The 23,923-nt window shown below is 50.6% G+C and carries 20 protein-coding genes and 2 pseudogenes; 11 read left to right on the top strand and 11 right to left on the bottom strand.

The window, feature by feature from the left end:
• A pseudogene (locus ACUU1M_RS10755) lies at positions 1 to 213 on the bottom strand (sugar ABC transporter substrate-binding protein); the annotation flags it as partial.
• Positions 214 to 522: 309 nt separating this feature from the next.
• Between ACUU1M_RS10755 and ppa the strand changes: the two are divergent.
• The gene (gene ppa / locus ACUU1M_RS10750; protein WP_000055075.1) at positions 523 to 1,053 is read left to right on the top strand and encodes an inorganic diphosphatase; all 531 of its coding nucleotides are present in this window, start codon (positions 523 to 525) and stop codon (positions 1,051 to 1,053) included.
• Between the two features lie 379 nt (positions 1,054 to 1,432).
• Here the strand turns inward: ppa and ACUU1M_RS10745 are convergent, their stop codons facing one another.
• The 3 genes from ACUU1M_RS10745 to tamA are packed head-to-tail and all read right to left on the bottom strand — an operon-like array spanning position 1,433 to position 7,286.
• Positions 1,433 to 1,774 carry a gamma-glutamylcyclotransferase family protein gene (locus tag ACUU1M_RS10745; RefSeq protein WP_001219160.1) on the bottom strand — a complete coding sequence of 114 codons (342 nt, stop codon included), beginning with the start codon at positions 1,772 to 1,774 and terminating at the stop codon, positions 1,433 to 1,435.
• A 2-nt stretch (positions 1,775 to 1,776) separates the two neighbouring features.
• Positions 1,777 to 5,556, bottom strand: coding sequence for an autotransporter assembly complex protein TamB (gene tamB, locus ACUU1M_RS10740; RefSeq protein ID WP_000060856.1), 3,780 nt, complete (start codon positions 5,554 to 5,556; stop codon positions 1,777 to 1,779).
• Positions 5,553 to 7,286: an autotransporter assembly complex protein TamA gene (gene tamA, locus ACUU1M_RS10735; protein ID WP_001269328.1), complete on the bottom strand. Its 1,734-nt coding sequence runs from the start codon at positions 7,284 to 7,286 to the stop codon at positions 5,553 to 5,555. Before tamA ends, tamB begins: the two co-directional genes overlap by 4 nt.
• A gap of 205 nt (positions 7,287 to 7,491) precedes the next feature.
• Here tamA and msrA point away from each other — a divergent pair, with 205 nt between their 5' ends.
• Positions 7,492 to 8,130, top strand: coding sequence for a peptide-methionine (S)-S-oxide reductase MsrA (gene msrA, locus ACUU1M_RS10730; protein ID WP_001295196.1), 639 nt, complete (start codon positions 7,492 to 7,494; stop codon positions 8,128 to 8,130).
• Between the two features lie 322 nt (positions 8,131 to 8,452).
• On the top strand, positions 8,453 to 9,796 hold the full coding sequence (locus ACUU1M_RS10725; RefSeq protein WP_000935042.1) for a hemolysin family protein: 1,344 nt from the start codon (positions 8,453 to 8,455) through the stop codon (positions 9,794 to 9,796).
• Between the two features lie 61 nt (positions 9,797 to 9,857).
• Here ACUU1M_RS10725 and ACUU1M_RS10720 read toward each other — a convergent pair whose 3' ends face one another.
• Complete coding sequence (locus tag ACUU1M_RS10720; RefSeq protein WP_000689228.1) at positions 9,858 to 10,064, bottom strand: DUF1107 domain-containing protein; 207 nt, start codon at positions 10,062 to 10,064, stop codon at positions 9,858 to 9,860.
• Positions 10,065 to 10,388: 324 nt separating this feature from the next.
• Here ACUU1M_RS10720 and ACUU1M_RS10715 point away from each other — a divergent pair, with 324 nt between their 5' ends.
• Positions 10,389 to 10,943: a YtfJ family protein gene (locus ACUU1M_RS10715; protein ID WP_000175268.1), complete on the top strand. Its 555-nt coding sequence runs from the start codon at positions 10,389 to 10,391 to the stop codon at positions 10,941 to 10,943.
• Positions 10,944 to 11,005: 62 nt separating this feature from the next.
• On the opposite strand, the pseudogene ytfI reads toward ACUU1M_RS10715, so the two are convergent.
• Positions 11,006 to 11,945: pseudogene (gene ytfI, locus ACUU1M_RS10710) on the bottom strand (protein YtfI).
• Between the two features lie 211 nt (positions 11,946 to 12,156).
• Positions 12,157 to 12,897, bottom strand: coding sequence for a 3'(2'),5'-bisphosphate nucleotidase CysQ (cysQ, locus tag ACUU1M_RS10705; RefSeq protein ID WP_000886892.1), 741 nt, complete (start codon positions 12,895 to 12,897; stop codon positions 12,157 to 12,159).
• A 189-nt stretch (positions 12,898 to 13,086) separates the two neighbouring features.
• Between cysQ and cpdB the strand changes: the two genes are divergently transcribed.
• Complete coding sequence (gene cpdB, locus ACUU1M_RS10700) at positions 13,087 to 15,030, top strand: 2',3'-cyclic-nucleotide 2'-phosphodiesterase (RefSeq protein ID WP_000589451.1); 1,944 nt, start codon at positions 13,087 to 13,089, stop codon at positions 15,028 to 15,030.
• A 125-nt stretch (positions 15,031 to 15,155) separates the two neighbouring features.
• Here the strand turns inward: cpdB and ACUU1M_RS10695 are convergent, their stop codons facing one another.
• On the bottom strand, positions 15,156 to 15,536 hold the full coding sequence (locus ACUU1M_RS10695; RefSeq protein WP_000084622.1) for a winged helix-turn-helix transcriptional regulator: 381 nt from the start codon (positions 15,534 to 15,536) through the stop codon (positions 15,156 to 15,158).
• A gap of 88 nt (positions 15,537 to 15,624) precedes the next feature.
• Between ACUU1M_RS10695 and qorB the strand changes: the two genes are divergently transcribed.
• The 3 genes from qorB (at position 15,625) to ytfE (ending at position 18,329) form a co-directional block, all read left to right on the top strand.
• Entirely contained in the window at positions 15,625 to 16,485 is an 861-nt protein-coding gene (qorB, locus tag ACUU1M_RS10690; RefSeq protein WP_000560549.1) for an NAD(P)H:quinone oxidoreductase, read from the top strand.
• A 108-nt stretch (positions 16,486 to 16,593) separates the two neighbouring features.
• Entirely contained in the window at positions 16,594 to 17,559 is a 966-nt protein-coding gene (locus tag ACUU1M_RS10685; protein WP_005072331.1) for a DMT family transporter, read from the top strand.
• Between the two features lie 107 nt (positions 17,560 to 17,666).
• On the top strand, positions 17,667 to 18,329 hold the full coding sequence (ytfE, locus tag ACUU1M_RS10680; protein WP_000331456.1) for an iron-sulfur cluster repair protein YtfE: 663 nt from the start codon (positions 17,667 to 17,669) through the stop codon (positions 18,327 to 18,329).
• A 44-nt stretch (positions 18,330 to 18,373) separates the two neighbouring features.
• Here the strand turns inward: ytfE and cycA are convergent, their stop codons facing one another.
• Both cycA and fklB read right to left on the bottom strand, forming a co-directional pair.
• Positions 18,374 to 19,786: a D-serine/D-alanine/glycine transporter gene (gene cycA / locus ACUU1M_RS10675; RefSeq protein WP_000228346.1), complete on the bottom strand. Its 1,413-nt coding sequence runs from the start codon at positions 19,784 to 19,786 to the stop codon at positions 18,374 to 18,376.
• A 307-nt stretch (positions 19,787 to 20,093) separates the two neighbouring features.
• A complete protein-coding gene (fklB, locus tag ACUU1M_RS10670) occupies positions 20,094 to 20,714 on the bottom strand; it encodes an FKBP-type peptidyl-prolyl cis-trans isomerase (RefSeq protein WP_000211225.1) in 621 nt (206 codons plus the stop codon).
• A 218-nt stretch (positions 20,715 to 20,932) separates the two neighbouring features.
• On the opposite strand from fklB, the gene ACUU1M_RS10665 reads away from it, so the two are divergent.
• The gene (locus ACUU1M_RS10665; protein WP_001119490.1) at positions 20,933 to 21,478 is read left to right on the top strand and encodes an OapA family protein; all 546 of its coding nucleotides are present in this window, start codon (positions 20,933 to 20,935) and stop codon (positions 21,476 to 21,478) included.
• Here the strand turns inward: ACUU1M_RS10665 and ACUU1M_RS10660 are convergent.
• Positions 21,462 to 22,109 carry a TetR/AcrR family transcriptional regulator gene (locus tag ACUU1M_RS10660; RefSeq protein WP_152028943.1) on the bottom strand — a complete coding sequence of 216 codons (648 nt, stop codon included), beginning with the start codon at positions 22,107 to 22,109 and terminating at the stop codon, positions 21,462 to 21,464. The genes ACUU1M_RS10665 and ACUU1M_RS10660 overlap by 17 nt on opposite strands.
• Positions 22,110 to 22,320: 211 nt before the next feature.
• Between ACUU1M_RS10660 and ACUU1M_RS10655 the strand changes: the two genes are divergently transcribed.
• Positions 22,321 to 23,112, top strand: coding sequence for a 3-ketoacyl-ACP reductase (locus tag ACUU1M_RS10655; RefSeq protein WP_005072321.1), 792 nt, complete (start codon positions 22,321 to 22,323; stop codon positions 23,110 to 23,112).
• Positions 23,113 to 23,121: 9 nt separating this feature from the next.
• The coding region (locus ACUU1M_RS10650; protein WP_449144664.1) for a sugar phosphate isomerase/epimerase family protein at positions 23,122 to 23,923 on the top strand (802 nt) is incomplete at its 3' end.

Raw genomic sequence — 23,923 nt, 5'->3', positions numbered from 1 at the left:
CGCTTTAATCTGGTTTTCCTGCTTTTGCTGACCATCGGCAATTTTCAACGTAATTCCGCGTTTTTCGGCCTCACTTTTCGCCACATTGGTTTCTGCGGCGCGCCAGCCGGATTCCGATCCGACCTGCGAAAATCCTACGGTTAATGGAGCGGCCAACGCCATAGACGACATGGCTGCCGAGACTGCAGAGACTACAAGTAAGCGTTTCCACATAGGGTTGTCCTCGTCGGGGTAATTATTATTGGTGAAAAGATGTTCGCGAAAAAACTATAGACAATTCGTTATGTAACGGATTGCGTTACATCACACTTCAAAAAAGTAAATAAAACGTTAATCACAAGTTTGTAATCGCTTTCATCTCACTATGAAAAATGCGGCTACGGTTATGGATTTTCCTACTCTGTATACCGTCTTAAAACTGGCGAAAAAGGAAAATGAAGACGAAAACAAGCAAAGACATTCGGCGCGAGTTGGCTATAATACTTGGCACTTGTTTGCCACATATTTTTAAAGGAAACAGACATGAGCTTACTCAACGTCCCTGCGGGTAAAGATCTGCCGGAAGACATCTACGTTGTTATTGAGATCCCGGCTAACGCAGATCCGATCAAATACGAAATCGACAAAGAGAGCGGCGCACTGTTCGTTGACCGCTTCATGTCCACCGCGATGTTCTATCCGTGCAACTACGGTTACATCAACCACACCCTGTCTCTGGACGGTGACCCGGTTGACGTACTGGTCCCGACTCCGTACCCGCTGCAGCCTGGTTCTGTGATCCGTTGCCGTCCGGTTGGCGTTCTGAAAATGACCGACGAAGCCGGTGAAGATGCGAAACTGGTTGCGGTTCCGCACAGCAAGCTGAGCAAAGAATACGATCACATTAAAGACGTAAACGATCTGCCTGAACTGCTGAAAGCGCAAATCGCTCACTTCTTCGAGCACTACAAAGACCTCGAAAAAGGCAAGTGGGTGAAAGTTGAAGGTTGGGAAAACGCAGAAGCCGCTAAAGCTGAAATCGTTGCTTCCTTCGAGCGCGCAAAGAATAAATAAGTTCTTCTAGCGCAATAACCCTGAACGCCGGGCTTCGGTTAGTAAGGGTTTTTTTATGCCCGCGATAAATAAACTCTCTATTCCACCATCATTATTCTCAGCGGTTGCAAGGCTTGAACGGTAAGAACAAGCAAACCCGACCACCATTTTGCTGTTCATAGCCACTTGCTGGAAGTTAGCCGACCTCACTCATACTCACCGTTCAAAGCGTGCCCCCGTTTTACCCCTGCACATTTGTGAACGCCAGCAGAGTTTTTTATGCGATTGCAGATATGGAAAGCGGCTCGGAGAGAAAAGCAAAAGATGGAAAAGTTACAAAAAAAAATCGCGAGATACATCGCATAAAACAACGCCACCCGAAGGAGGCGTGCTTTTATTATTACTTATCCCTGTCTAACCAGTCGCCGCTTTCAATTAGCTTTAATCCATCGACGGGTCGTTGATAAACGTACATCCATGCACTCCCATACGGCGTCTGAATCAACTGGCGCGCGTATTCACCGCCCCTGGTGCGCAAGGCATCAAGTTCGGCCAGCGTGGCGTTGTCAATACGATAAACTTCACCGTGTACCGTTCCGTTCCCCGGAACTGCGCCTGGATAGTGGCCCAGGCTATACAACTGGTAGTTATCGATACTGAAATCGCCCAGTAACTGGGCATTGGTCATCCAGTGACTGTTGCCTTGTTTGTGGCGTAAACTGCCGTAGACAAATATTCGCATTGCTAAAACTCGAACTGATAGAGCAAATCCAGTGCCTGGTCTACACCAGACACGGCTTCCAGATATAGCTTAGGCATCAGGCGATAACGTAACGTGAGTGTTGCTATAGAGTCAAATATACCCACGCCGTATTTCACTTGCAGACCTGGCAATACATAGCCGCTGACCACTACCTGGGAGGAGTCGCCTACTCCTTGGGTGTCGAGCGCTAAATTGCTTACGCCAAACGTCTCGCCGATTTTACCCACAATCTGGCCACTTTGCGCAACCCCCAGACCAATCAGCATCGAGGTCATTGCCGCACTGTCGCTCTGATCGCTCTCCAGCCCTTGTCCACGTAGCAAATAAGACAATGCAGCTTGTTGCGACATCGCCGGGTCAGAGAAGATCTCCGCTTTCGGTTCGTCCGCCAGACCAGTGACGCGAACTCCGGCGATTACATCGTCTTCTGTAGCATCCGGGTTACGAATAGCTTCAATATTAAGATACGGTTGATCCGGCGGACCAGAGAACAGTAACTCACCCTTACGCACAATCAGATCCTGACCATAGGCATGGAAGCGCCCTTCAGGGATGTTGATCTGCCCGTTCAGGCCCAGCCCTTGTTTGTCCTGTACGACGTTAAGATCGCCCGTCAGCCGCGCTTTCAGGCCAAAGGCGTCAATGCGCACATTGTTGCCAACGTGGACAATCAGGTTACTGTTAATCGGAATCGACGCCGTTTTCGGCTCTTCCGGTTGCAGGTTATCGTTAAGCATCACCACATCGCTGGAGACGCCTACTGCGCTTTCCGGCAGATCGTGCACCACGATGCGCGCCCACGGGACATCCACGCAACCATCGAGGGTAAACAGGTTTGGTGTAGCCTCGAATACAACATCTGGCGATACATCCATTCGTACCATCGGCGGCACGGTGATCCGCACTTTACTGCCTTTCGCCGTTACTCGTGCCCGCCAGTTTTCAATTTGGCTCCAGTCGGCATCACCGTTCAGGTAGATTTCACCCTGCTGGGTCCGTACTGTACCGGCAAGCGTCGAGCGCATACCGTTAAAGTTGACCGCAAGCTGGCTCGGCTGCATATCAAACGGCATAAAGTTGCCGTCGATATCCACACCCGTAACCTGAAGCTGACCAAACAACTGCGGGCTTTGCACATCACCACCCAGACGCAAGTTGGCACTCACCATCCCCGCTGCTTTTTCCCCACGGGTAAAGATGGGGTTTATCATCGCAAGGTTGAAGTTACGGATATTGACGTTGCCACCAAGATTACGGCGGCCTTGCGGATCGGTCACCTGCACCTGTCCATCAAACTGGCCGTTATTGGTCAGGCGGATGGTCCAGCCCAATTCGGCACGGTTGTTACGCAATTCCGCCGTCAGATTCAGTGTCTGAAACGCCACCGGCAGCGCCGCATCGTTGACGGTTTGCGTTACCTGCACGTTACGCCCCGAAAGGGTGATACTGCTCTGCGGCAGCCCCTCTTTCGTGGTGTCCCAGGCAACATCCGCTTTACCCGTGAAGATACCGCTGGCCTGAGTGGTTTCTGGCATAAACGGTTTCAGCATGGCGAGGTCGAAGCGGTTGAGATTCACCACCGCACGCCCTTCGGCCCCCGCATCGATAGTTTGCGGCACGCACAGTTCCGCATTCGGGTTAAGCCAGCAGTGTGGCCCGATGCTGATTTTTTGCTCCTTATTGCGGTAATCCAGCGCAATATCGCGGGTCAGCGACCACGGGCCGACCGGCGTCTGGAAGCGGGTATTGCTAAGAGTTCCCTTCCAGCGTTCTTCTTTGCGATCAAAACTTCCTGCCAGATTAAGCTGCCCGGAGACAGGCTCGCCCTGAATCCGCAACTGTAGCTCGTGCTGCTTTTCGCTGCCTTTGGCATTCAGGGTGACGAGGTTGATATTTACATCCGGCTGCGAAATTTGCTCAACGCGTACGTCGAGTTTCCCGGCGATCTGATCGGTGGATTTAATGTCGCCTTCCACGCGAACCTGCGCCACGGAAAGTTCCTGCCAGCGCAGGCCGCGCGCGGTGATATCTGCCAGTAGTTGTGGCGCTTCCACCGTGCCGCGTACTTTCACCAGCCCTTTCGCTGTACCGCCAAGCCCCGGCAGCGCGTTATCCAGCCCCGGCGCGTTGATGGTGGCATCAAGATTGAGATCTTTTACCCCCAGCTCGCCTTTCACTTCGGCACTGTTTGGCCCGAGTTCCAGATGAAGCCCAGGGATCATCCACTGCATATAACTGTTGCCTTTCAGCGTGCCGTCAACGTTCACTTTGTTCTGTTTGACGTTACCGGTCAGCTTCAGTTCTGGCACCTCCATCTGCCAGGTGCCGCCGTACAGGCTACCGCGGGTTTTAATCAAGCCATTGAGTTTCGACGGCCACTCCGGGAACTCTTTGGCGGTGTTAATGCCATTAAGCGTTAGCTCACCGCGCCAACTAATGGCCTGCTGCCAGTCGAGCAACGCCTTGAGTTCAGTTTTCCCTTCCAGCGCCGCGACGGTGAGTTTGTCGAGATTGACCTGCTGTTCATTACCTTTGGCATCAAGGGTAATGGTGGCTGGCGGGATCTCCTGTCCCTTCACTGCCGTACGCATAGAGAGCGTGTAATCGGTCATTTTGCCGGTAAGTTTCAGTTTCAGATCATCCGCCTGATACTGCTTCTCACCAGTGAACGGCCAGTAAAGCTGTTTGCTGTTCACTTCCACGTTGAGTGGCAATCCGGCTTCCGCCAGTCGCGTCTGGGCGCGTAAATCCATATCCACCGGACCGGAAAGGTTAACGCCTATCTCCAGCTGTTCGCGCAGCGCGCCGCCCACTTTCAGCTTCACCTTTTCACCTTTCAACGGCTCCACGTTCAGTGTGCTGTTGAGGGTGATATCCACCGGCCAGTTGTCTGACAGCTGCGCCGTGCCGCTGGCGTTGACGATCCCCTGGTTGGAATCGATATCCAGGGCGTCCAGTTTAGTATTGCCGTCAATGCTGCTCACTTTCAGCAGCATGGTGCGCACGGTGATGTCCGTGTCGCCCGTCACGCGCAGCTGCTCGCCCTTAAACTCTTCAATGTTCAGGTTAAGCGGCAAATGCACGTCGGTCATTTCCGGCAATACCGGGCGAGAAAAGAGATCTTTCAGCGTTTCGCCGAGCGGCTTTTCCTCCGGCTGCGGATTTTCAATTTTCGGTTCGACCACTTCTTCCTGCGCCACTTCCACCACTTTCGGCAGAGCAATCAGCAGGCCTTTCAGCGACGTCGGTTTCAGGGTCAGGGTTTTCTCCTGCCAGTTCAGGCCGGAGGTGAAGTCCATCACCGACACCGTGGTGTCATCAATCTTGATGTTGACGTTGTCCAGCGCCACCCGTGTCAGGGTGATGGGATACGGCGTGGAGAGATCCAGCGGACCGCTATCTTCCTCTTCTTCAACCTGTTCAGAAGGAGGCATTTTTTTACTGTCGATGTTGACCTGAATGTCTTTCAGCGCCAAGTCATTAATACAAACGCTACTGTTCCACAGGCACTCAAGACCGACCGCCAGATGCAGATTACCCGCTTTTACCGCCACGCCTAGCTGCTCATAACGAACGTCAGACAAGGTGAGATCGCGCCAGCCGCCGGTGACCTTGCCAATATCCAGTCCTGGCACCCAGCGATCCGCCGCTTTAAATACAAGATGCAGGCCGCTGGTGGTGCCCACCAGAAACGCCACCGATCCCAGCAACAGTAAGATAACGATAACCACGCCGAGGCTGATTTTTTTCCATAAACTCATAATTCTGGCCCCAGACCGATGTAAAACTGTACCCCGTGTTCGTCTTTATCCGCGACCGGTACGGCAAAATCGAGTTTGATTGACCCGACCGGCGATTCCCAGCGTACGCCGACCCCGGTACCGGTTTTAAAGTCGCTGCGGCGAATATCGCTTACCGCTTCGCCACTATCGACAAACACCGCGCCCCACCATTTTCCGGTCACGTTGTACTGGTATTCCAGCGATCCGGTTATCAACTTCGAGGCCCCTTTCAGGTCACCGTTGGCGTATTTCGGGGCGATAGATTTGTATTTGTAGCCGCGAATACTGCGATCGCCCCCGGCGAAGAAACGCAGATCCGGCGGTACTTTGTCGAAATCACCGGTTTCAATCCAGCCCAGCGTGCCACGTGTCACAAAGCGATGGCGATCGTACAGTGTGCGGATCCAGACGTTCTGCGCCTGGAAAACGGAGAAATCGACATCTGAACCCCAGGCCGTGTTGGAGTAGTCGATAGAGTAGCGTTGCGAGTCGCCCCAGGTTGGCATCAGGCCACCACGAGAACGCGTGCGGCTAATCATCACCCCAGGATAAAACAGCATCGTGGTGTTGGTAATTTCACCCTGGGTAAAGTGGTCGAGGCTCCAGCGCAGGTTAATGGCACGCTGCCAGCCGCTGGAGAGATCCCAGTAGCGAGAAGCCACCAGCGTAGTGGAGTCAGATTCGGTATCGTTCAGGTCAGTGCGCTTAAAACCGCCCTGCACCAAATAATATTGTTCCAGTGGATTCTTCAGCAGCGGCATTTTATAGCTGAAGTCGAGGGTCTGTTCCGGCGCGGAAATACTGGTACTGGTGGTCAAACTGTGACCGTATGAGTTCATCCACGGCTTTTTCCACGTCGCTTTCACGCGCGGTCCCACGTCCGTAGAGTAACCGACCCCGGTTTCGATGGTGTTTTCTGTTCGCGGCGAAACCACGCCCGTCAATGGTAATACTTTCGTTTCGCGCGCTTTATCAAATTGTGGAGCCACCACCACCGAGTTAAACCAGCCGGTAGCAGAAAGTCGGCGGTTCAGTTCCGCCAGATCTTTCGATTCATACTCATCGCCCTCTTTAAACGGCACCAGATTTTGCAGGTATTCATCGCGGATTTGTGATCCTTCAAAGGTCACATGCCCAAAGCGGTAACGTTCGCCACTGTTATAATCAATATCCCAGAAGGCTTTATGCAGGCCGAGCGCAATGCCCAGCTGCGCTTTGGTAAATTCGCTATCGAAATAACCTTTACGCAACGCAATACTGGTTAAGGACTTTTTGAAATTTTCATAATCGCCCTGGTTCAGTACCGTACCAATAGCCGGGCGAGTATCGAGCAATTTCAAATAGTCTTTATCGGTCCGCGCGCCGCCGCGCAATACCACATCGGTGCCGCCAATTAACACCGGCACACCTGGCGTGACTTTGGCGATCAATACCTGCCGCCCTTTCTTTGGCGGTGGACGGAGATCAAATTCAATGGTCGGCTGGTAATAACCCAGCGCTTTCAGACCTTCACGGATGGCATCATCGACGCGTGCGCGAAAGCGACGGTCTGGCGTCACTTCATCACTTTCAATCGTAGAAAGCTGCGCACGAACGTTCTTTTCCAGCTGTCCCGATAACCCCTCGACCTGTAGACGGACGTTCGCGGCGACGGCAGATCCGCTTAAGCAGAGTAAGCTTACACAGCATAACTGTCGGATATAGCGCACATTTTCTCCTGAATATCCTTTTTTCCTGCCCCTGGAACGCCGTTAAACGGCTTAACAAAAATCCAGTAATATGGATTAAAAAGCAGACTAAACCCCAAATATTTCTTATGTTTTACTTTAGACCTATTCACGGTGGTTATTGTGTGCAAATACACCTCTTGTTACAACCTTAACCCCAATGACCGATTTTCGGGAGAGCGACACCATGAGTTTATTTGATAAAAAGCATCTGGTTTCCCCCGCCGATGCCCTGCCTGGACGTAACACCCCGATGCCCGTAGCCACGCTGCATGCGGTCAACGGTCACTCAATGACCAATGTACCTGACGGAATGGAGATTGCCATTTTTGCGATGGGTTGTTTCTGGGGTGTGGAGCGTCTGTTCTGGCAGTTACCCGGCGTTTACAGCACCGCCGCAGGCTATACCGGCGGCTATACGCCAAATCCGACTTATCGGGAAGTGTGCTCCGGTGATACGGGTCATGCCGAAGCGGTACGCATTGTTTACGATCCTTCCGTCATCAGCTATGAGCAGTTGCTACAGGTATTTTGGGAGAATCACGATCCCGCCCAGGGAATGCGTCAGGGCAATGACCACGGCACGCAGTATCGTTCAGCAATTTATCCGCTGACCCCAGAACAGGATGCCGCAGCTCGCGCCAGTCTGGAACGTTTTCAGGCGGCGATGCTTGCCGCCGATGACGATCGTCACATCACCACGGAAATCGCTAACGCCACACCGTTTTATTATGCCGAAGATGACCACCAGCAATATCTGCATAAAAACCCATATGGTTACTGTGGAATTGGCGGAATTGGCGTCTGTCTGCCGCCGGAAGCATAGCGTTACGGGTACAAATGTAGTTTGTTGATAAAGTGCTCTTTGTCTATGCCTGATGCGGCTTAAACGACTTACCAGGCCTACAAAATCGTCCAAATTCAATATATTGCAAGGACTGCGTAGGCCTGATCGGCATAGCGCATCAGGCAGTATTGCATTTATCAGCAGTCTGAATTTTAACCCTCTGGCGACTTTACAGTACCTTACGCTATACTAGCCACTGAAAATGCCGGTTCACTTTCTTCGAATCGGCTTTCAATGTGTATTTCACACAAATTAATCAACTTTCCCTTCCGAGGATCTGGCCTGAAAGGTCGGATAAGATATGTTAAACAGTATTTTAGTCATACTCTGCTTGATCGCTGTAAGTGCGTTCTTCTCGATGTCCGAGATCTCGCTTGCCGCCTCACGCAAAATCAAACTTAAACTGCTGGCTGATGAAGGCAATATAAATGCCCAACGCGTTCTGAATATGCAGGAAAATCCCGGCATGTTCTTTACCGTGGTCCAAATCGGTCTGAACGCAGTGGCGATTCTCGGCGGTATCGTCGGTGATGCGGCATTTTCTCCAGCTTTTCACAGCCTGTTCTCCCGCTATATGTCGGCAGAGCTCTCTGAGCAACTGAGCTTTATTCTCTCTTTCTCGTTAGTGACTGGCATGTTTATCCTGTTTGCGGATTTAACCCCGAAACGCATCGGTATGATTGCGCCAGAAGCGGTGGCTTTGCGTATCATCAACCCGATGCGCTTCTGCCTGTACGTTTGCACCCCGCTGGTGTGGTTCTTCAACGGCCTGGCGAACATGATCTTCCGTATTTTCAAACTGCCAATGGTACGTAAAGATGACATCACTTCTGATGACATCTACGCGGTAGTGGAAGCCGGTGCGCTGGCGGGCGTGTTACGTAAACAGGAACACGAGCTGATTGAAAACGTCTTTGAGCTGGAATCCCGTACCGTTCCGTCTTCAATGACACCGCGTGAAAACGTGATTTGGTTTGATCTCCACGAAGATGAGCAAAGCCTGAAGAATAAGGTGGCGGAACATCCGCACTCTAAGTTCCTCGTCTGTAATGAAGATATTGACCACATCATCGGTTATGTCGATTCTAAAGACCTGCTGAACCGCGTGCTGGCTAACCAAAGCCTGGCACTGAACAGCGGCGTACAAATTCGCAACACGCTGATTGTGCCGGATACGTTAACCCTTTCAGAGGCGTTGGAAAGTTTTAAAACCGCAGGTGAAGACTTCGCGGTGATCATGAACGAGTACGCGCTGGTGGTGGGGATCATCACCCTCAACGACGTGATGACCACGCTGATGGGCGATCTGGTCGGTCAGGGGCTGGAAGAGCAGATTGTCGCCCGTGATGAGAACTCATGGCTGATTGACGGCGGCACCCCAATTGACGACGTCATGCGCGTGCTGGATATTGACGAGTTCCCGCAGTCGGGCAACTACGAAACCATCGGCGGCTTTATGATGTTTATGCTGCGTAAGATCCCGAAACGCACCGATTCGGTGAAATTCGCCGGCTACAAATTTGAAGTGGTGGATATCGATAACTACCGCATCGACCAGCTGCTGGTGACCCGGATCGACAGCAAGGCCACCGCCCTTTCGCCAAAACTGCCTGACGCTAAAGATAAAGAAGAAAGCGTCGCGTAACCCCCAGAAACATCAACGGCTCCTGAATCAGGAGCCGTCTTATTACTGCATAGCACTTTGGTTAAGCCATCTCTGTTTGCAGACGCATAACCTGACGGTTAACTTCGGACATCACTGACAAATGCAGCTTATCCTTCACTTTTGGGATAAGAATCTTACCCTTATCAAATTCAAAAGCGCCAACGTCCTTGATGTATAACCGTCCACGGAACAGGATCTTTACGTACTTCGCCACCTGAAGTGGGTTGTACCGTTGGAAAATTTTCATTGTTATCTCCTGCTGAGTATTACGCCTGTGCGGTGCCACAATCGGCCCAACTATTATGAGGCGCAAATTTTAATGCTTAGTGACTATAGACTATCCGGGCAATGTTTCCACCGCGTATAACTTTTTTTACCTAAAGGTTACAATTATTCAGAATTATCTTTTTACCGAAGCGCGGTCTTCAGTATAAGCATTCATTTTTCATATGATTTGTGCGCTTGACCGCAAACTGGCATCACACTTGCGGGAAATTCGATAAATAGCACATATGATTAAAACTCAGACCCAAGTGGTCGGATCACCTGCATATCATAAGAAGGAAACACCATGACCCTACGCAAGATTCTGGCACTCACCTGCCTGCTGTTGCCGATGATGGCTTCCGCACATCAGTTCGAAATCGGTCAGCGAGTGCCGCCGATTGGCATTACCGATCGGGGCGAGTTGGTGCTTGATAAAGATCAGTTTAGCTACAAAACCTGGAACAGCGCGCAGTTAGTGGGAAAAGTGCGAGTACTGCAACATATTGCTGGTCGCACCTCTGCAAAAGAGAAAAACGCGACGCTGATTGAAGCGATTAAATCAGCGAAGTTACCGCACGATCGTTACCAGACCACCACCATTGTTAACACCGACGACGCGATTCCGGGTTCCGGCATGTTTGTGCGCAGCAGTCTGGAGAGTAATAAAAAGCTTTATCCCTGGTCGCAGTTTATTGTCGATAGCAATGGCGTCGCGCGCGGTGCCTGGCAGCTGGATGAAGAAAGTTCCGCTGTAGTGGTGCTGGATAAAGACGGTCGCGTGCAATGGGCCAAAGACGGGGCGCTCACACCGGAAGAGGTGCAGCAAGTGATGGACCTGCTGCAAAAGTTGCTCAAATAATGGCAATAACATAAATTCTGGAAAAATAATTTTCCCCTATCGTTATCTATGGGATAGGGGAATTAAGTCTCTGAGTTCTTACACCGAACTAATACTGGTAACGCTAGTTGCTCTTTTTTAAACGCCTCAATGGTCGATTTATATTTCTCGCAAATCTTTTCTTTGGTAATATTACTATCTGCGGCCAGATTCGCACTTACTATCGCATCCACTTGTTCGGCTAATTCGACTTGTTGGCAACCTGCATTAACCAGAAAATTATAAATAAGAGAGTAATCTTCATCCTCCAAAACAACAGAGGAACCATTACGAAAACGTTCATCCCCTCCATAGATTTTAAGCGCAAAGCCCAAAGATTCTATGACTATGGCAAAATTATCATCAATTATTTTTTCGTAAATATACCATCCATCGCATTCTTTAATTCCACCGCCTGGTATTTGGAGTTCAAATTTACCCCGTTTTAATTTGCTTACTACATCCTCCAATAAGGCATAACCGAAAGATACGTCACCAAACGCTTGGCGAATATAACCTTTAATCCTTTTTGGTATGTCAGACTGTTTTTTCTGCAAAATATCACAGGCATACAATCTTCTGTTTTGTTCTAACGGAAACTCGCGGTTTTTGAAATCCATGAATGAGTTATACTCATTTATTGTTATGGGAATTTCTTCGTATTCAAACCCACTGCCTCGCAATGTCATTGTATATTCAGCACCGTTATCTTTAAGGCTGAAACTGATAAGAAAATTATCCATGGCATTAACAGTTTCATTTTTTGATGAAAGCACTTGATAACTATTTTTATCAATCTGTGTTGCGCAACGAAAGGACTCCCGCAAAGTTAACAGACTATCATAATTCGAAACCCAATCTTTTTTCTTAAATGCATGCTGAATATTATTAAAAAAAATTGTTTGAATGTGTTTTTGTATGCGATGACTTTACAAATAACTCCACCGCACCAATAAAATTATTGTGTCTGATCCTGGGTAACATATGGCTACCTTATTTTATTTGGTTATTTTATGTCGCCATTAAATATCTCATTATAGAAGTAAACTATCAAAAAACGCTCATTATTAAAATGTAACTTATTAGCAATTGAATTTTTGCACTTTAAATACAATCTCTTTTTATTTATAACTTTTTAGGTTGGGATAAATCAGGATGGCAGAATCAGGAAATACACTGTTTCTGCCATCTGAATTTAGTAAATGGACACTCTGAACCCCGGATTCAGGAACGACTCGCGCGGAGTGTAATCCAGCGGTTTACCCTGCCAGTCGTGAACGTGCGCTCCGGCAGCTGCAGCCACAGCATGTCCAGCGGCGGTGTCCCAAATATTCGTTGGTCCGAAGCGCGGGTACAGCTGCGCCTGTCCTTCCGCCACCAGGCAGAATTTCAGCGAAGAGCCGATGGACGTGGTCTGATGTTCGCCAAGCTGTTGCAGATACTCTTTCAGCTCCGCATCTGCATGGGAACGGCTGATAACCACCAGCGGCGGGCGCGCATCGCGGACCTGAATCAGCTTGCGCACACCGCACTCTTCTTTCCAGGCCTTGCCTTCTGCCGCGCTGTACATTACGTTCATTACCGGCGCATACACCACACCTAAAATCGGTTTGCCATGGTCAATGAGCGCAATGTTAACGGTGAATTCGCCATTACGTTTAATAAACTCTTTAGTACCATCCAGCGGGTCTACCAGCCAGTAACGCTGCCAGTGCTGACGGACTTCCCAACCGGGAGGATCTTCTTCAGAAAGGACCGGAATATCCGGTGCCAGCGTACGTAAACCGTCCATGATAACGGTGTGAGCGGCAATATCCGCTGCCGTTACCGGAGAATTGTCCGCTTTGCTGACGACGTCCATCGGTTTCGTCCCGTCGTAGACCTGCATAATGGCATCGCCTGCATTCCGTGCAAGCTGGCATACTTGATCTAACATTTCTCCACCTCGTCTCTGTGAGCGGTGTTAACTTATTGTTTTACTTATACCCTATCGTTAATGAATGCGCCAACTGTGATAGTGTCATCATTTTCAAAGCGTAAAATTGTGGCATTCTTCACTGTTCTATAAGTAAGGCGTTTATTCTCCCTTTTCTTTCGTATTCCCGATGATAAAAGGATGTCCCTGATGATTAAGTTTAGCGCAACGCTCCTGGCCACGCTGATTGCCGCCAGTGTGAATGCAGCGACGGTCGATCTGCGTATCATGGAAACCACTGATCTGCATAGCAACATGATGGATTTCGATTATTACAAAGACACCGCCACGGAAAAATTCGGACTGGTACGTACGGCAAGCCTGATTAACGATGCCCGCAATGAAGTGAAAAACAGCGTACTGGTCGATAACGGCGATTTGATTCAGGGGAGTCCGCTGGCCGATTACATGTCGGCGAAAGGATTAAAAGCAGGTGATGTTCATCCGGTTTATAAGGCGCTGAATACGCTGGATTATACGGTCGGTACACTCGGCAATCATGAATTTAACTACGGTCTGGATTACCTGAAAAATGCGCTGGCGGGAGCGAAATTCCCTTATGTAAATGCCAACGTCATTGACGCCAGAACCAAACAGCCAATGTTTACACCGTATTTAATTAAAGATACCGAAGTGGTCGATAAAGACGGAAAAAAACAGACGCTGAAGATTGGCTATATTGGCGTCGTGCCGCCGCAAATCATGGGCTGGGATAAAGCTAATTTATCCGGAAAAGTGACGGTGAATGATATTACCGAAACCGTGCGCAAATACGTGCCTGAAATGCGCGAGAAAGGTGCCGATGTCATTGTCGTTCTGGCGCATTCCGGGCTGTCTGCCGATCCGTATAAAGTAATGGCGGAAAACTCAGTTTATTACCTCAGTGAAATTCCGGGCGTTAACGCCATTATGTTTGGCCATGCTCACGCCGTTTTCCCGGGTAAAGATTTTGCTGATATCGAAGGGGCTGATATCACCAAAGGCACGCTGAATGGTGTTCCGGCGGTAATGCCGGGCATGTGGGGCGATCATCTTGGGGTGGTCGACTTACAACTCAGTAATGACAGCGGTAAATGGCAGGTGACGCAGGCGAAAGCGGAAGCACGGCCGATTTACGACATCGCCAATAAAAAATCCCTCGCGGCGGAAGACAGCAAGCTGGTAGAAACACTCAAAGCCGATCACGATGCCACACGCCAGTTCGTCAGCAAGCCAATCGGTAAATCTGCCGACAATATGTATAGCTATCTGGCGCTGGTGCAGGACGATCCGACCGTGCAAGTCGTGAACAACGCGCAAAAAGCGTATGTCGAACATTACATTCAGGGCGATCCGGATCTGGCAAAACTGCCGGTGCTTTCAGCTGCCGCACCGTTTAAAGTTGGTGGTCGCAAAAATGACCCGGCAAGCTATGTGGAGGTGGAAAAAGGCCAGTTGACCTTCCGTAATGCCGCCGATCTTTATCTCTACCCCAATACGCTGATTGTAGTGAAAGCCAGCGGTAAAGAGGTGAAAGAGTGGCTGGAGTGCTCCGCCGGACAGTTTAACCAGATTGCTCCTAACAGCACGAAACCACAGTCACTCATCAACTGGGATGGTTTCCGCACTTATAACTTTGATGTTATTGATGGTGTGAATTATCAGATTGATGTTACCCAACCCGCCCGCTATGACGGCGAGTGCCAGATGATTAATGCCAATGCAGAGCGGATTAAGAACCTGACCTTTAATGGCAAGCCGATTGATCCGAACGCTATGTTCCTGGTTGCCACCAATAACTATCGCGCTTACGGCGGCAAATTTGCCGGTACGGGCGACAGCCATATCGCTTTTGCTTCACCGGATGAGAACCGCTCGGTGCTGGCAGCGTGGATTGCTGATGAGTCGAAACGTGCGGGGGAAATTCATCCGGCGGCAGATAACAACTGGCGTTTAGCACCGATAGCTGCCGATAAGAAACTGGATATCCGTTTCGAAACTTCCCCGTCAGATAAAGCCGCAGCGTTTATTAAAGAGAAAGGGCAGTATCCGATGAATAAAGTCGCGACCGATGATATCGGGTTTGCGATTTATCAGGTGGATTTGAGTAAGTAAAACACTTCTTTTTCGGCCTATAAATCAACCGCATCCGGCATTTATTGGCGGATGCGATGCTGCCGTATCTTATCCACCCTACAAGCCATGAACCGTAGACCGGATAAGCGCAGCGCATCCGGCAGTTATGCCGCACGTTCATCCCGCACCGCCAACACCTCGGGCAAATTCAACTCAATCCAGTCCGCCAGTGCAGCAACCTTTTCGCTCACCTGCTCGCCCAGCGGCGTGAGGCTATATTCCACATGCGGCGGCACCACCGGATACGCGATACGGTTAAGAAAACCATCCTGTTCTAACGCCTGTAACGACTGCGCAAGCATCTTTTCACTCACCCCACCGATTTTGCGCCGCAGGTCGCTAAAGCGATGAGTACCTTCGCGTAGCGCCACCAGAATCAACACCCCCCAACGGCTGGTGACGTGTTTCAACACCTCGCGCGACGGGCACTGTTCCGCAAAGAGATTACCCTCTTTCAGTTGTTGTGACAGGCTAACCTGACTCATTTCATACTTACCTTTTTGTACGTACTTACTAAAAGTAAGTTTAGGTGTTAGCGTATTTAAACACAAGACAAAACGATGGAGACTTCCCATGATCGCTATTACTGGTGCCACTGGCCAACTTGGTCACTATATTATTGAATCCTTGATGAAAACGGTTCCTGCCAGCCAAATAGTGGCTATCGTTCGTAATCCGGCAAAAGCCCAGGCCCTGGCAGCACAAGGCATTACCGTGCGTCAGGCTGACTACAGCGATGAAGCCGCACTGACATCTGCACTTCAGGGAGTGGAAAAACTACTGCTGATCTCTTCCAGCGAAGTGGGTCAACGTGCCCCGCAGCATCGTAATGTTATTAATGCCGCAAAGGCGGCTGGCGTGAAATTTATCGCTTATACCAGCCTGCTACATGCAGATACCTCCCCGCTCGGCCTCGCCGATGAGCACATCGAGACGGAGAAAATGCTGGCTGATTCTGGCATCGTTTACACCCTGCTGCGCAACGGCTGGTACAGCGAAAACTACCTCGCCAGCGCCCCGGCAGCACTGGAACACGGCGTATTTATCGGTGCGGCGGGCGATGGCAAAATCGCCTCAGCAACGCGGGCAGATTATGCGACATCTGCGGCACGCGTGATTAGCGAAGCCGGTCACGAAGGCAAGGTTTACGAACTGGCGGGCGATAGTGCCTGGACGTTGACACAGTTAGCGGCAGAGCTGACCAAACAGAGCGGCAAACAGGTTACCTATCAAAATCTGAGCGAAGCCGATTTCGCCGCGGCACTGAAAAGCGTCGGACTGCCCGACGGACTGGCGGATATGCTGGCGGATTCTGACGTTGGCGCATCGAAAGGTGGTCTGTTTGATAACAGCAAAACGCTTAGCAAATTGATTGGCCGCCCAACGACAACGTTAGCCGAAAGCGTAAGCCATCTTTTTAATGTTAATAACTAGTTAATTAAAGTGGCATCCTCCCGCATCCTCTCTGATAATGACGGGATGCCGGGAGCAATCATGTCTGCTTCCTGAACGTTTCTTCTGACAGACCAATGGATGCCAGTAATGATTAGCGGCGTGCTGTACGCCCTGTTAGCAGGGTTGATGTGGGGGCTTATTTTTGTCGGGCCGTTGATCGTGCCGGAATACCCGGCGATGTTGCAGTCGATGGGGCGTTATCTGGCGTTAGGGTTAATTGCGCTACCCATTGTCTGGCTGGGACGCGTGCGTCTGCGTCAGTTGGCGCGTCGGGACTGGCTTACCGCCTTGATGCTCACTATGATGGGCAACCTCATTTATTACTTCTGCCTTGCCAGTGCCATTCAACGTACTGGCGCGCCTGTTTCCACGATGATTATCGGCACCCTGCCGGTGGTGATTCCTGTCTTTGCCAATCTGCTTTATAGCCAGCGCGACGGCAAACTCGCGTGGGGAAAACTCGCCCCGGCACTGATTTGTATTGGCATCGGCCTGGCGAGTGTGAATATTGCTGAGTTAAACCACGGACTCCCCGATTTTGACTGGGCACGTTATACCTCTGGCATCGTGCTAGCGTTAGTTTCCGTGGTCTGCTGGGCATGGTATGCCCTGCGCAACGCCCGCTGGTTGCGGGAAAATCCCGACAAACATCCGATGATGTGGGCGACGGCGCAGGCGCTGGTCACGCTGCCGGTTTCTCTCATCGGCTATCTCGTCGCCTGTTACTGGCTGAATATACAAACGCCGGACTTCTCCTTACCTTTTGGCCCCCGTCCGCTGGTGTTTATTAGTCTGATGGTTGCGATAGCCGTGCTTTGCTCATGGGTTGGCGCACTCTGCTGGAACGTCGCCAGCCAGCGATTACCGACAGTGATTCTCGGGCCGCTGATTGTTTTCGAAACGCTGGCAGGTTTGCTGTACACCTTTTTACTCCGCCAGCAAATGCCGCCGCTAATGACGCTGAGCGGTATCGCGCTGTTAGTGATTGGCGTGGTCATCGCGGTCAGAGCAAAACCAGAAAAACCTTTAACTGAATCTGTCTCAGAAAGTTGACATGCTGGCAGTGAGTTAAATAAGCCTCTGCTACGTAAGGGTTATAGCTTTTGCCTTAAAGGTGTATTTAAAATACATCTTATCTTATTAAGAATGAGGTATCAGCTATGGCTTATCGCGACCAACCTTTAGGTGAACTGGCGCTCTCTATCCCTCGCGCTTCGGCTCTGTTTCGTAAATATGATATGGATTACTGCTGTGGCGGTAAGCAGACGCTGGCGCGCGCGGCGGCACGTAAAGAACTGGATGTTGAGGTCATTGAAGCTGAACTGGCAAAGCTTGCTGAACAACCGATTGAGAAAGACTGGCGTAGCGCCCCGCTGGCAGAAATCATTGACCATATCATCGTGCGCTACCACGATCGTCACCGCGAGCAGCTGCCGGAGCTGATCCTGCAAGCGACTAAAGTCGAGCGCGTTCACGCCGACAAACCGAGCGTGCCAAAAGGGCTGACAAAATACCTGACCATGCTGCATGAAGAGCTTTCCAGCCACATGATGAAAGAAGAGCAGATCCTCTTCCCGATGATCAAACAAGGCATGGGCAGCCAGGCAATGGGGCCAATCAGCGTAATGGAAAGCGAGCACGATGAAGCGGGCGAACTGCTGGAAGTGATCAAACACACTACCAATAACGTCACACCGCCGCCAGAAGCCTGCACCACCTGGAAAGCGATGTATAACGGCATTAATGAACTGATTGATGACCTGATGGATCACATCAGTCTGGAAAACAATGTACTGTTCCCACGCGCCCTAGCGGGTGAGTGATCTAAAAGCTGGATGGCATTGCGCCATCCAGCATGATAATGCGGTTATTTCCGCAGTTCAGCAGCCCGCTTCTTACCAATAAACAGCCAGCCCAACCCCAGCGCGATAAACCACAGCGGGGTAACCAGCAGCGCCTGGCGAGTGTCATCTTCCAGTGTCAGCAACACGACCACGAACACAAAGAACGCCATACATACCCAGCACATCAGCTTGCCGAGCGGCATCTTGTAGATCGACTTTTCATGCAGATGAGGACGCTGTTTGCGGTACACCAGGTACGAGCAAAGGATAATCGTCCAGACGAACATAAACAGAATCGCGGAAACGGTTGTAATCATCGTGAACGCGCCAATCACGCTAGGATTCACATACAACATCACCACGCCGCCGAGCAGACAGATACACGAGAAGGTCAACCCTTTCGCGGGTACTGCGCGCTTAGAAAGTTTAGCGAACGCTTTCGGCGCAACACCTTCCTGCGCCAGACCAAACAGCATACGGCTGGTAGAGAAGACACCGCTGTTAGCGGAAGACGCCGCAGAGGTCAGCACCACAAAGTTGATCACGCTGGCAGCCGCAGGCAAACCTACCAACACAAACAGCTCAACGAACGGGCTTTTCTCCGGGACTACCGAACTCCACGGTGTCACGGACATAATCACAATCAGCGCGAAGACGTAGAACATAATGATACGGATCGGAATGGAGTTAATCGCGCGTGGCAGTGATTTCTCCGGATCTTTGGTTTCCGCAGCTGTTGTACCTACCAGCTCAATCCCCACGAAAGCGAAAACCGCTATCTGGAATCCGGCAAAGAAGCCACTTAAACCTTTCGGGAACCAGCCGCCGTCATTCCACAAATGCGCGAATGACGCTTCCACACCGGTCGGTGACTGAAAGTGCATCGCCACCATGACCAGGCCGACGACAATCAGCGACACGATGGCGACGATTTTGATCATCGCAAACCAGAACTCCATCTCACCGAACATTTTCACGGTGGCAAGGTTGAGCGTCAGCAGCAGCACTATCACCGCCAGCGAGGCGACCCAGTCGGAGAGATCGGGGAACCAGAACTGAGCATAAGCCGTGATCGCCACCACGTCTGCCATACCGGTTACAACCCAGCAGAACCAGTAAGTCCAGCCGGTGAAATATCCCGCCCACGGCCCCAGTAAATCGGAAGCGAAGTCACTAAAAGATTTGTATTCCAGATTCGAAAGCAGCAATTCCCCCATTGCCCGCATCACGAAAAAGAGCATAAAACCAATGATCATATAAACGAAAATGATCGACGGCCCGGCAAGGCTAATCGTTTTGCCGGACCCCATAAACAACCCAGTACCAATGGCACCGCCAATGGCAATAAGCTGAATATGTCGGTTTGTGAGATTGCGCCGTAGCGACTGTTCAGCCGGAGCCTGATCATCGGCAACGACTTTTACCTGATCTACCATGTTTTTTCTTCCTGTACCTGTCTGTGTTGTTCAGGCTCTACGGCCTTTAGTCAGTCTATGATACGACGAATCTGTATCGGGACTCATCGATATTAGGTAACAATACGCGGGATGAATACTAAGATTTAGATCTAATGTTAATTTTATGTTTAAAGTGAGTGTCATATCACGGTGATAACGCGAAACAGCTCACAAAAATACACGCTTACGGGGTCTTTGCAACACAAAATAGCGCCGTTTGGCAAACTGAAGGGTTTATTGCTGAATGCCTGCTCCCCTCTGGTTCGAGGGGAACAGAATGCGCTGCTTAGAGGATTTCCAGCAGTTCGACTTCAAACACCAGGGTGCTGAACGGAGGGATGGATGCACCTGCGCCGCGCTCGCCATATGCCAGTTCCTGCGGGATAGTCAGTTCCCATTTAGAACCTACCGGCATCAGAGTCAGTGCTTCAATCCAGCCAGGGATCACGCCATTAACCGGGAATTCAGCGGGTTCACCACGAGCAACGGAGCTGTCAAACACGGTGCCGTCGATCAGTTTACCGGTGTAATGAACACGAACGCGGTCGGTACGTGCCGGAATTGCGCCTTCACCCTGGTTGATCACGCGGAATTGCAGGCCAGATTCGGTGCTATTCACACCTTCTTTTTTGGCGTTTTCTTCCAAGTATTTCACACCTTCAGCAGCCATCGCCTGGAAACGCTGACGACGAACGGCATCGGCGCGTTCGTGGATTTCACGCAGCGCGCGATGCACCACATCAACCGGCACAGCCGGATGTTTGCCTTCCAGCGCATCGGCAATACCTGCAACCAGTGCTTCTGGCAGCAGCCCTTCCAGGCCAGATTCACTCAGTTGTTGCCCTACCTGCAAACCAATGCCGTAGCTTGCTTGCGCTTCGATGGTGTCAAAAGTTGGGGTGGTCATCGTATTTCCTTTCTTAGGGTATAAAAGTAGCGGGCAGCATATCAGCCACACTTCTTTGGGTAAAACTTTGTCGCAGGAATGATGACAAATCCCGGGGAAAAAGAAACAATAGCAATATCCCGTATGAATATAATAAAGGCGGGTTTACCACGGACATCATAGCGTTAGCTTATTCATAGGCTATGATTGAGGAACAAGACGTGGAGCAGGAGGAAACCATGCCCGGGCGCTTTGAACTAAAACCAACCCTGGAGAAAGTCTGGCACGCGCCGGACAATTTTCGCTTCATGGACCCGCCGCCGCCGATGCATCGTCGGGGGATCATTATTGCCGCCATTGTATTGGTGGTCGGATTTCTGCTTCCATCTGATGATACGCCCAACGCGCCGGTGGTGACGCGTGAAGCGCAGTTAGATATTCAGTCGCAATCACAACCGCCGACAGAAGAACAGCCGCAAACTACCCAAACGCAACCATTCCAGCCAGATAGCGGAATTGATAATCAATGGCGCTCTTACCGTGTCGAACCCGGTAAAACGATGGCGCAGCTGTTCCGCGACCACGGACTGCCCGCTACCGATGTCTATGCAATGGCGCAGGTAGAAGGCGCGGGTAAGCCGCTGAGTAATTTGCAAAATGGGCAGATGGTGAAAATCCGCCAGAACGCCAGCGGCGTGGTGACGGGCTTAACCATTGATACGGGGAATAATCAACAGGTCCTGTTTACCCGCCAGCCGGATGGCAGTTTTATTCGTGCGCGGTAGATGAAGGGTCAACCAAAAGCCAGCTAAGGATTGTCTCTTTGATGACCTTACGTCTGGCTTCCAGTGCCTGGGGGGAAACCATACTGATATGATAAACTAGGCCAAGCGTATGCTGGTTGATCAAATAATATCCCCCAAGCGCAGCAATATTAATATTCACCTGCAATGGATCGATACCTGGATTAAAAATATTGTATTTCTTCCCTTCATCCAATAAGGATTCCATTAACTGCAAGTGAGCATGGTTAATTTCTAAGAGACGCTGTGATTTTGCATAATGCACACCTTTACTTTGATTTTCACTATGCACAATTTTTAAAAACCAAGGATTAGCAATATAATAATCCCATGTAAAATCAATAATTTTCTCAATGGCTTTTTGTGGTGGAAGATCTGAGAAATCAAGGGCCTTTTCTTTTTGTCGAATATCGTTCCAGATATATTCCAGCACTTCGATAAATAAATTTTCTTTATTACCAAAGTGGTGATAAACCGTCTGTTTACTACACCCTGCTGCCTTTACAATATTATCTACTCTGGCCCCTTCATAACCATATTCGGCAAATTCATTAACCGCACATAGCAGCAATTTTTCCTTCAGGCTCTGTACGTTGCTGGTATCAATATACATAACGCTTCCCCACGACCTCTTCGTGGTGACTATCATAACCTGATTTGATTTCAGCTTCAGAAAAAAGGGCAAAAACTTGTACTTTCATCAGGTTATCAAATGTCCTGTGATCGCCATCGCATATCAACCAACTAGATGGTTGATCTTTTTATCCTCCCATCGCAAGCTAATCATCACCAAGGAAACAAAATTCAAAAAAGAGAGCTATTGTATGAAATCCACTCGTCCTGTTGCCGTGATTACCGGAGCCGCTCGCGGTATTGGAAAGGGCTGTGCGCAGGAGCTTGCTCGTGGCGGGTTTAACCTGCTGATTAACGATCGTCCCGATGCCGACAGCATAGAAAAACTGCATATCACACAACAAGAATGTTTGGCGGAAGGCGTGGAAGTGATTTGCTTCCCTGCTGATGTCGGTGATCTATCTCTGCATGAGGAGATGCTCGACGCGGCGCAAAACCAGTGGGGGCGGCTGGACTGTCTGCTCAATAACGCGGGGATTTCAGTGAAAAAACGCGGTGACCTCCTCGACCTCGAACCAGACAGCTTCGATCAAAACATTGCCATTAACACCCGCGCGCCGTTCTTCCTTGCTCAGGCATTCAGTAAGCGCTTACTGGCACAGCCGAAACCGGAAGCGGAGCTACCGCACCGCTCGATTATTTTCGTCAGTTCCATCAACGCCATCATGCTGGCGATGAATCGCGGCGAATACACCATTGCCAAAACCGCCGTTTCTGCCGCTGCTCGTCTGTTTGCTGCTCGCCTTTGTAATGAACAAATTGGCGTTTATGAAGTGCGCCCTGGTCTCATCAAAACTGATATGACTATTCCGGCAACGGCTTATTACGACGAACTGATTGCCAAAGGTCTGGTGCCGTGGGGACGTTGGGGTTATCCGGCTGATATTGCTTCCACCGTCCGCGCGATGGCGGAAGGTAAACTGATTTACACCTGTGGTCAGGCGGTCGCAATCGACGGCGGCTTAAGTATGCCGCGCTTCTGAGGCTGAATCATGAGAGATCTGTTACAACGCCCGGATTTATTCAGTATCAATACCGCGACACTGGGCTATAAAACGCCGCTACCCGCCATTATTGATGCCTGCGCCGCACGCGGTATTGGCGCAATTGCCCCCTGGCGCAGGGAGTTGCAGGGTGAAGATCTCCAGCAAATCACCCGCCAGCTTGCCGCCAGTAACATGAGCGTTTCCGGTTTGTGCCGTAGCACTTACTACACCGCGCCGACACTGGCGGAACGCAAACTGGCGATTGATGATAACCGCCAGGCGCTGGACGACGCAGCGGTGCTTAACGCCGCCTGTTATATGCAGGTGGTTGGCGGTCTGCCAACGGGCACTAAAGATCTATATGAAGCGCGAGAACAAGTGAAACAAGGGATTCGCCAGTTGCTGCCACATTCGAAAGATGTCGGCGTGCCAATTGCGCTGGAGCCACTGCCCCCGATGACAGCTGCCGATCGCTCTTGCCTGTGCACGTTACGTCAGGCGCTGGACTGGTGTGATGAACTCGATCCCGATGGTGAGTTTGGCCTCGGCGTGGCGGTGGATGTTTATCACGTCTGGTGGGATCCGGATCTCGCCAGTCAGATCCTGCGTGCCGGAAAACGCATCCTCGCGTTTCATGTTTCCGACTGGTTAGTGCCGACCACTGATCTGGTCAATGACCGTGGTATGCCGGGAGATGGCGTCATCAATATTCCGTCAATTCGTCGGCTGGTTGAAAACGCCGGATTTAATGGTGCTATTGAACTGGAAATATTCTCGCCTTACTGGTGGCAGAAAGATATTAACAGCA

The sequence above is a fragment of the Shigella sp. SIG6 genome (assembly GCF_053555815.1).
This window is presented reverse-complemented; position numbering and strand designations above follow the sequence as displayed.

What these genes read in the sequence shown, in the direction of transcription:
- ppa (WP_000055075.1), top strand. Translation starts at nt 523, where the DNA reads ATGAGCTTACTCAACGTCCCTGCGGGTAAAGATCTGCCGGAAGACATC.
- ACUU1M_RS10745 (WP_001219160.1), bottom strand. Translation starts at nt 1,774, where the DNA reads ATGCGAATATTTGTCTACGGCAGTTTACGCCACAAACAAGGCAACAGT.
- tamB (WP_000060856.1), bottom strand. Translation starts at nt 5,556, where the DNA reads ATGAGTTTATGGAAAAAAATCAGCCTCGGCGTGGTTATCGTTATCTTA.
- msrA (WP_001295196.1), top strand. Translation starts at nt 7,492, where the DNA reads ATGAGTTTATTTGATAAAAAGCATCTGGTTTCCCCCGCCGATGCCCTG.
- ACUU1M_RS10725 (WP_000935042.1), top strand. Translation starts at nt 8,453, where the DNA reads ATGTTAAACAGTATTTTAGTCATACTCTGCTTGATCGCTGTAAGTGCG.
- ACUU1M_RS10720 (WP_000689228.1), bottom strand. Translation starts at nt 10,064, where the DNA reads ATGAAAATTTTCCAACGGTACAACCCACTTCAGGTGGCGAAGTACGTA.
- ACUU1M_RS10715 (WP_000175268.1), top strand. Translation starts at nt 10,389, where the DNA reads ATGACCCTACGCAAGATTCTGGCACTCACCTGCCTGCTGTTGCCGATG.
- cysQ (WP_000886892.1), bottom strand. Translation starts at nt 12,897, where the DNA reads ATGTTAGATCAAGTATGCCAGCTTGCACGGAATGCAGGCGATGCCATT.
- cpdB (WP_000589451.1), top strand. Translation starts at nt 13,087, where the DNA reads ATGATTAAGTTTAGCGCAACGCTCCTGGCCACGCTGATTGCCGCCAGT.
- ACUU1M_RS10695 (WP_000084622.1), bottom strand. Translation starts at nt 15,536, where the DNA reads ATGAGTCAGGTTAGCCTGTCACAACAACTGAAAGAGGGTAATCTCTTT.
- qorB (WP_000560549.1), top strand. Translation starts at nt 15,625, where the DNA reads ATGATCGCTATTACTGGTGCCACTGGCCAACTTGGTCACTATATTATT.
- ACUU1M_RS10685 (WP_005072331.1), top strand. Translation starts at nt 16,594, where the DNA reads ATGATTAGCGGCGTGCTGTACGCCCTGTTAGCAGGGTTGATGTGGGGG.
- ytfE (WP_000331456.1), top strand. Translation starts at nt 17,667, where the DNA reads ATGGCTTATCGCGACCAACCTTTAGGTGAACTGGCGCTCTCTATCCCT.
- cycA (WP_000228346.1), bottom strand. Translation starts at nt 19,786, where the DNA reads ATGGTAGATCAGGTAAAAGTCGTTGCCGATGATCAGGCTCCGGCTGAA.
- fklB (WP_000211225.1), bottom strand. Translation starts at nt 20,714, where the DNA reads ATGACCACCCCAACTTTTGACACCATCGAAGCGCAAGCAAGCTACGGC.
- ACUU1M_RS10665 (WP_001119490.1), top strand. Translation starts at nt 20,933, where the DNA reads ATGCCCGGGCGCTTTGAACTAAAACCAACCCTGGAGAAAGTCTGGCAC.
- ACUU1M_RS10660 (WP_152028943.1), bottom strand. Translation starts at nt 22,109, where the DNA reads ATGTATATTGATACCAGCAACGTACAGAGCCTGAAGGAAAAATTGCTG.
- ACUU1M_RS10655 (WP_005072321.1), top strand. Translation starts at nt 22,321, where the DNA reads ATGAAATCCACTCGTCCTGTTGCCGTGATTACCGGAGCCGCTCGCGGT.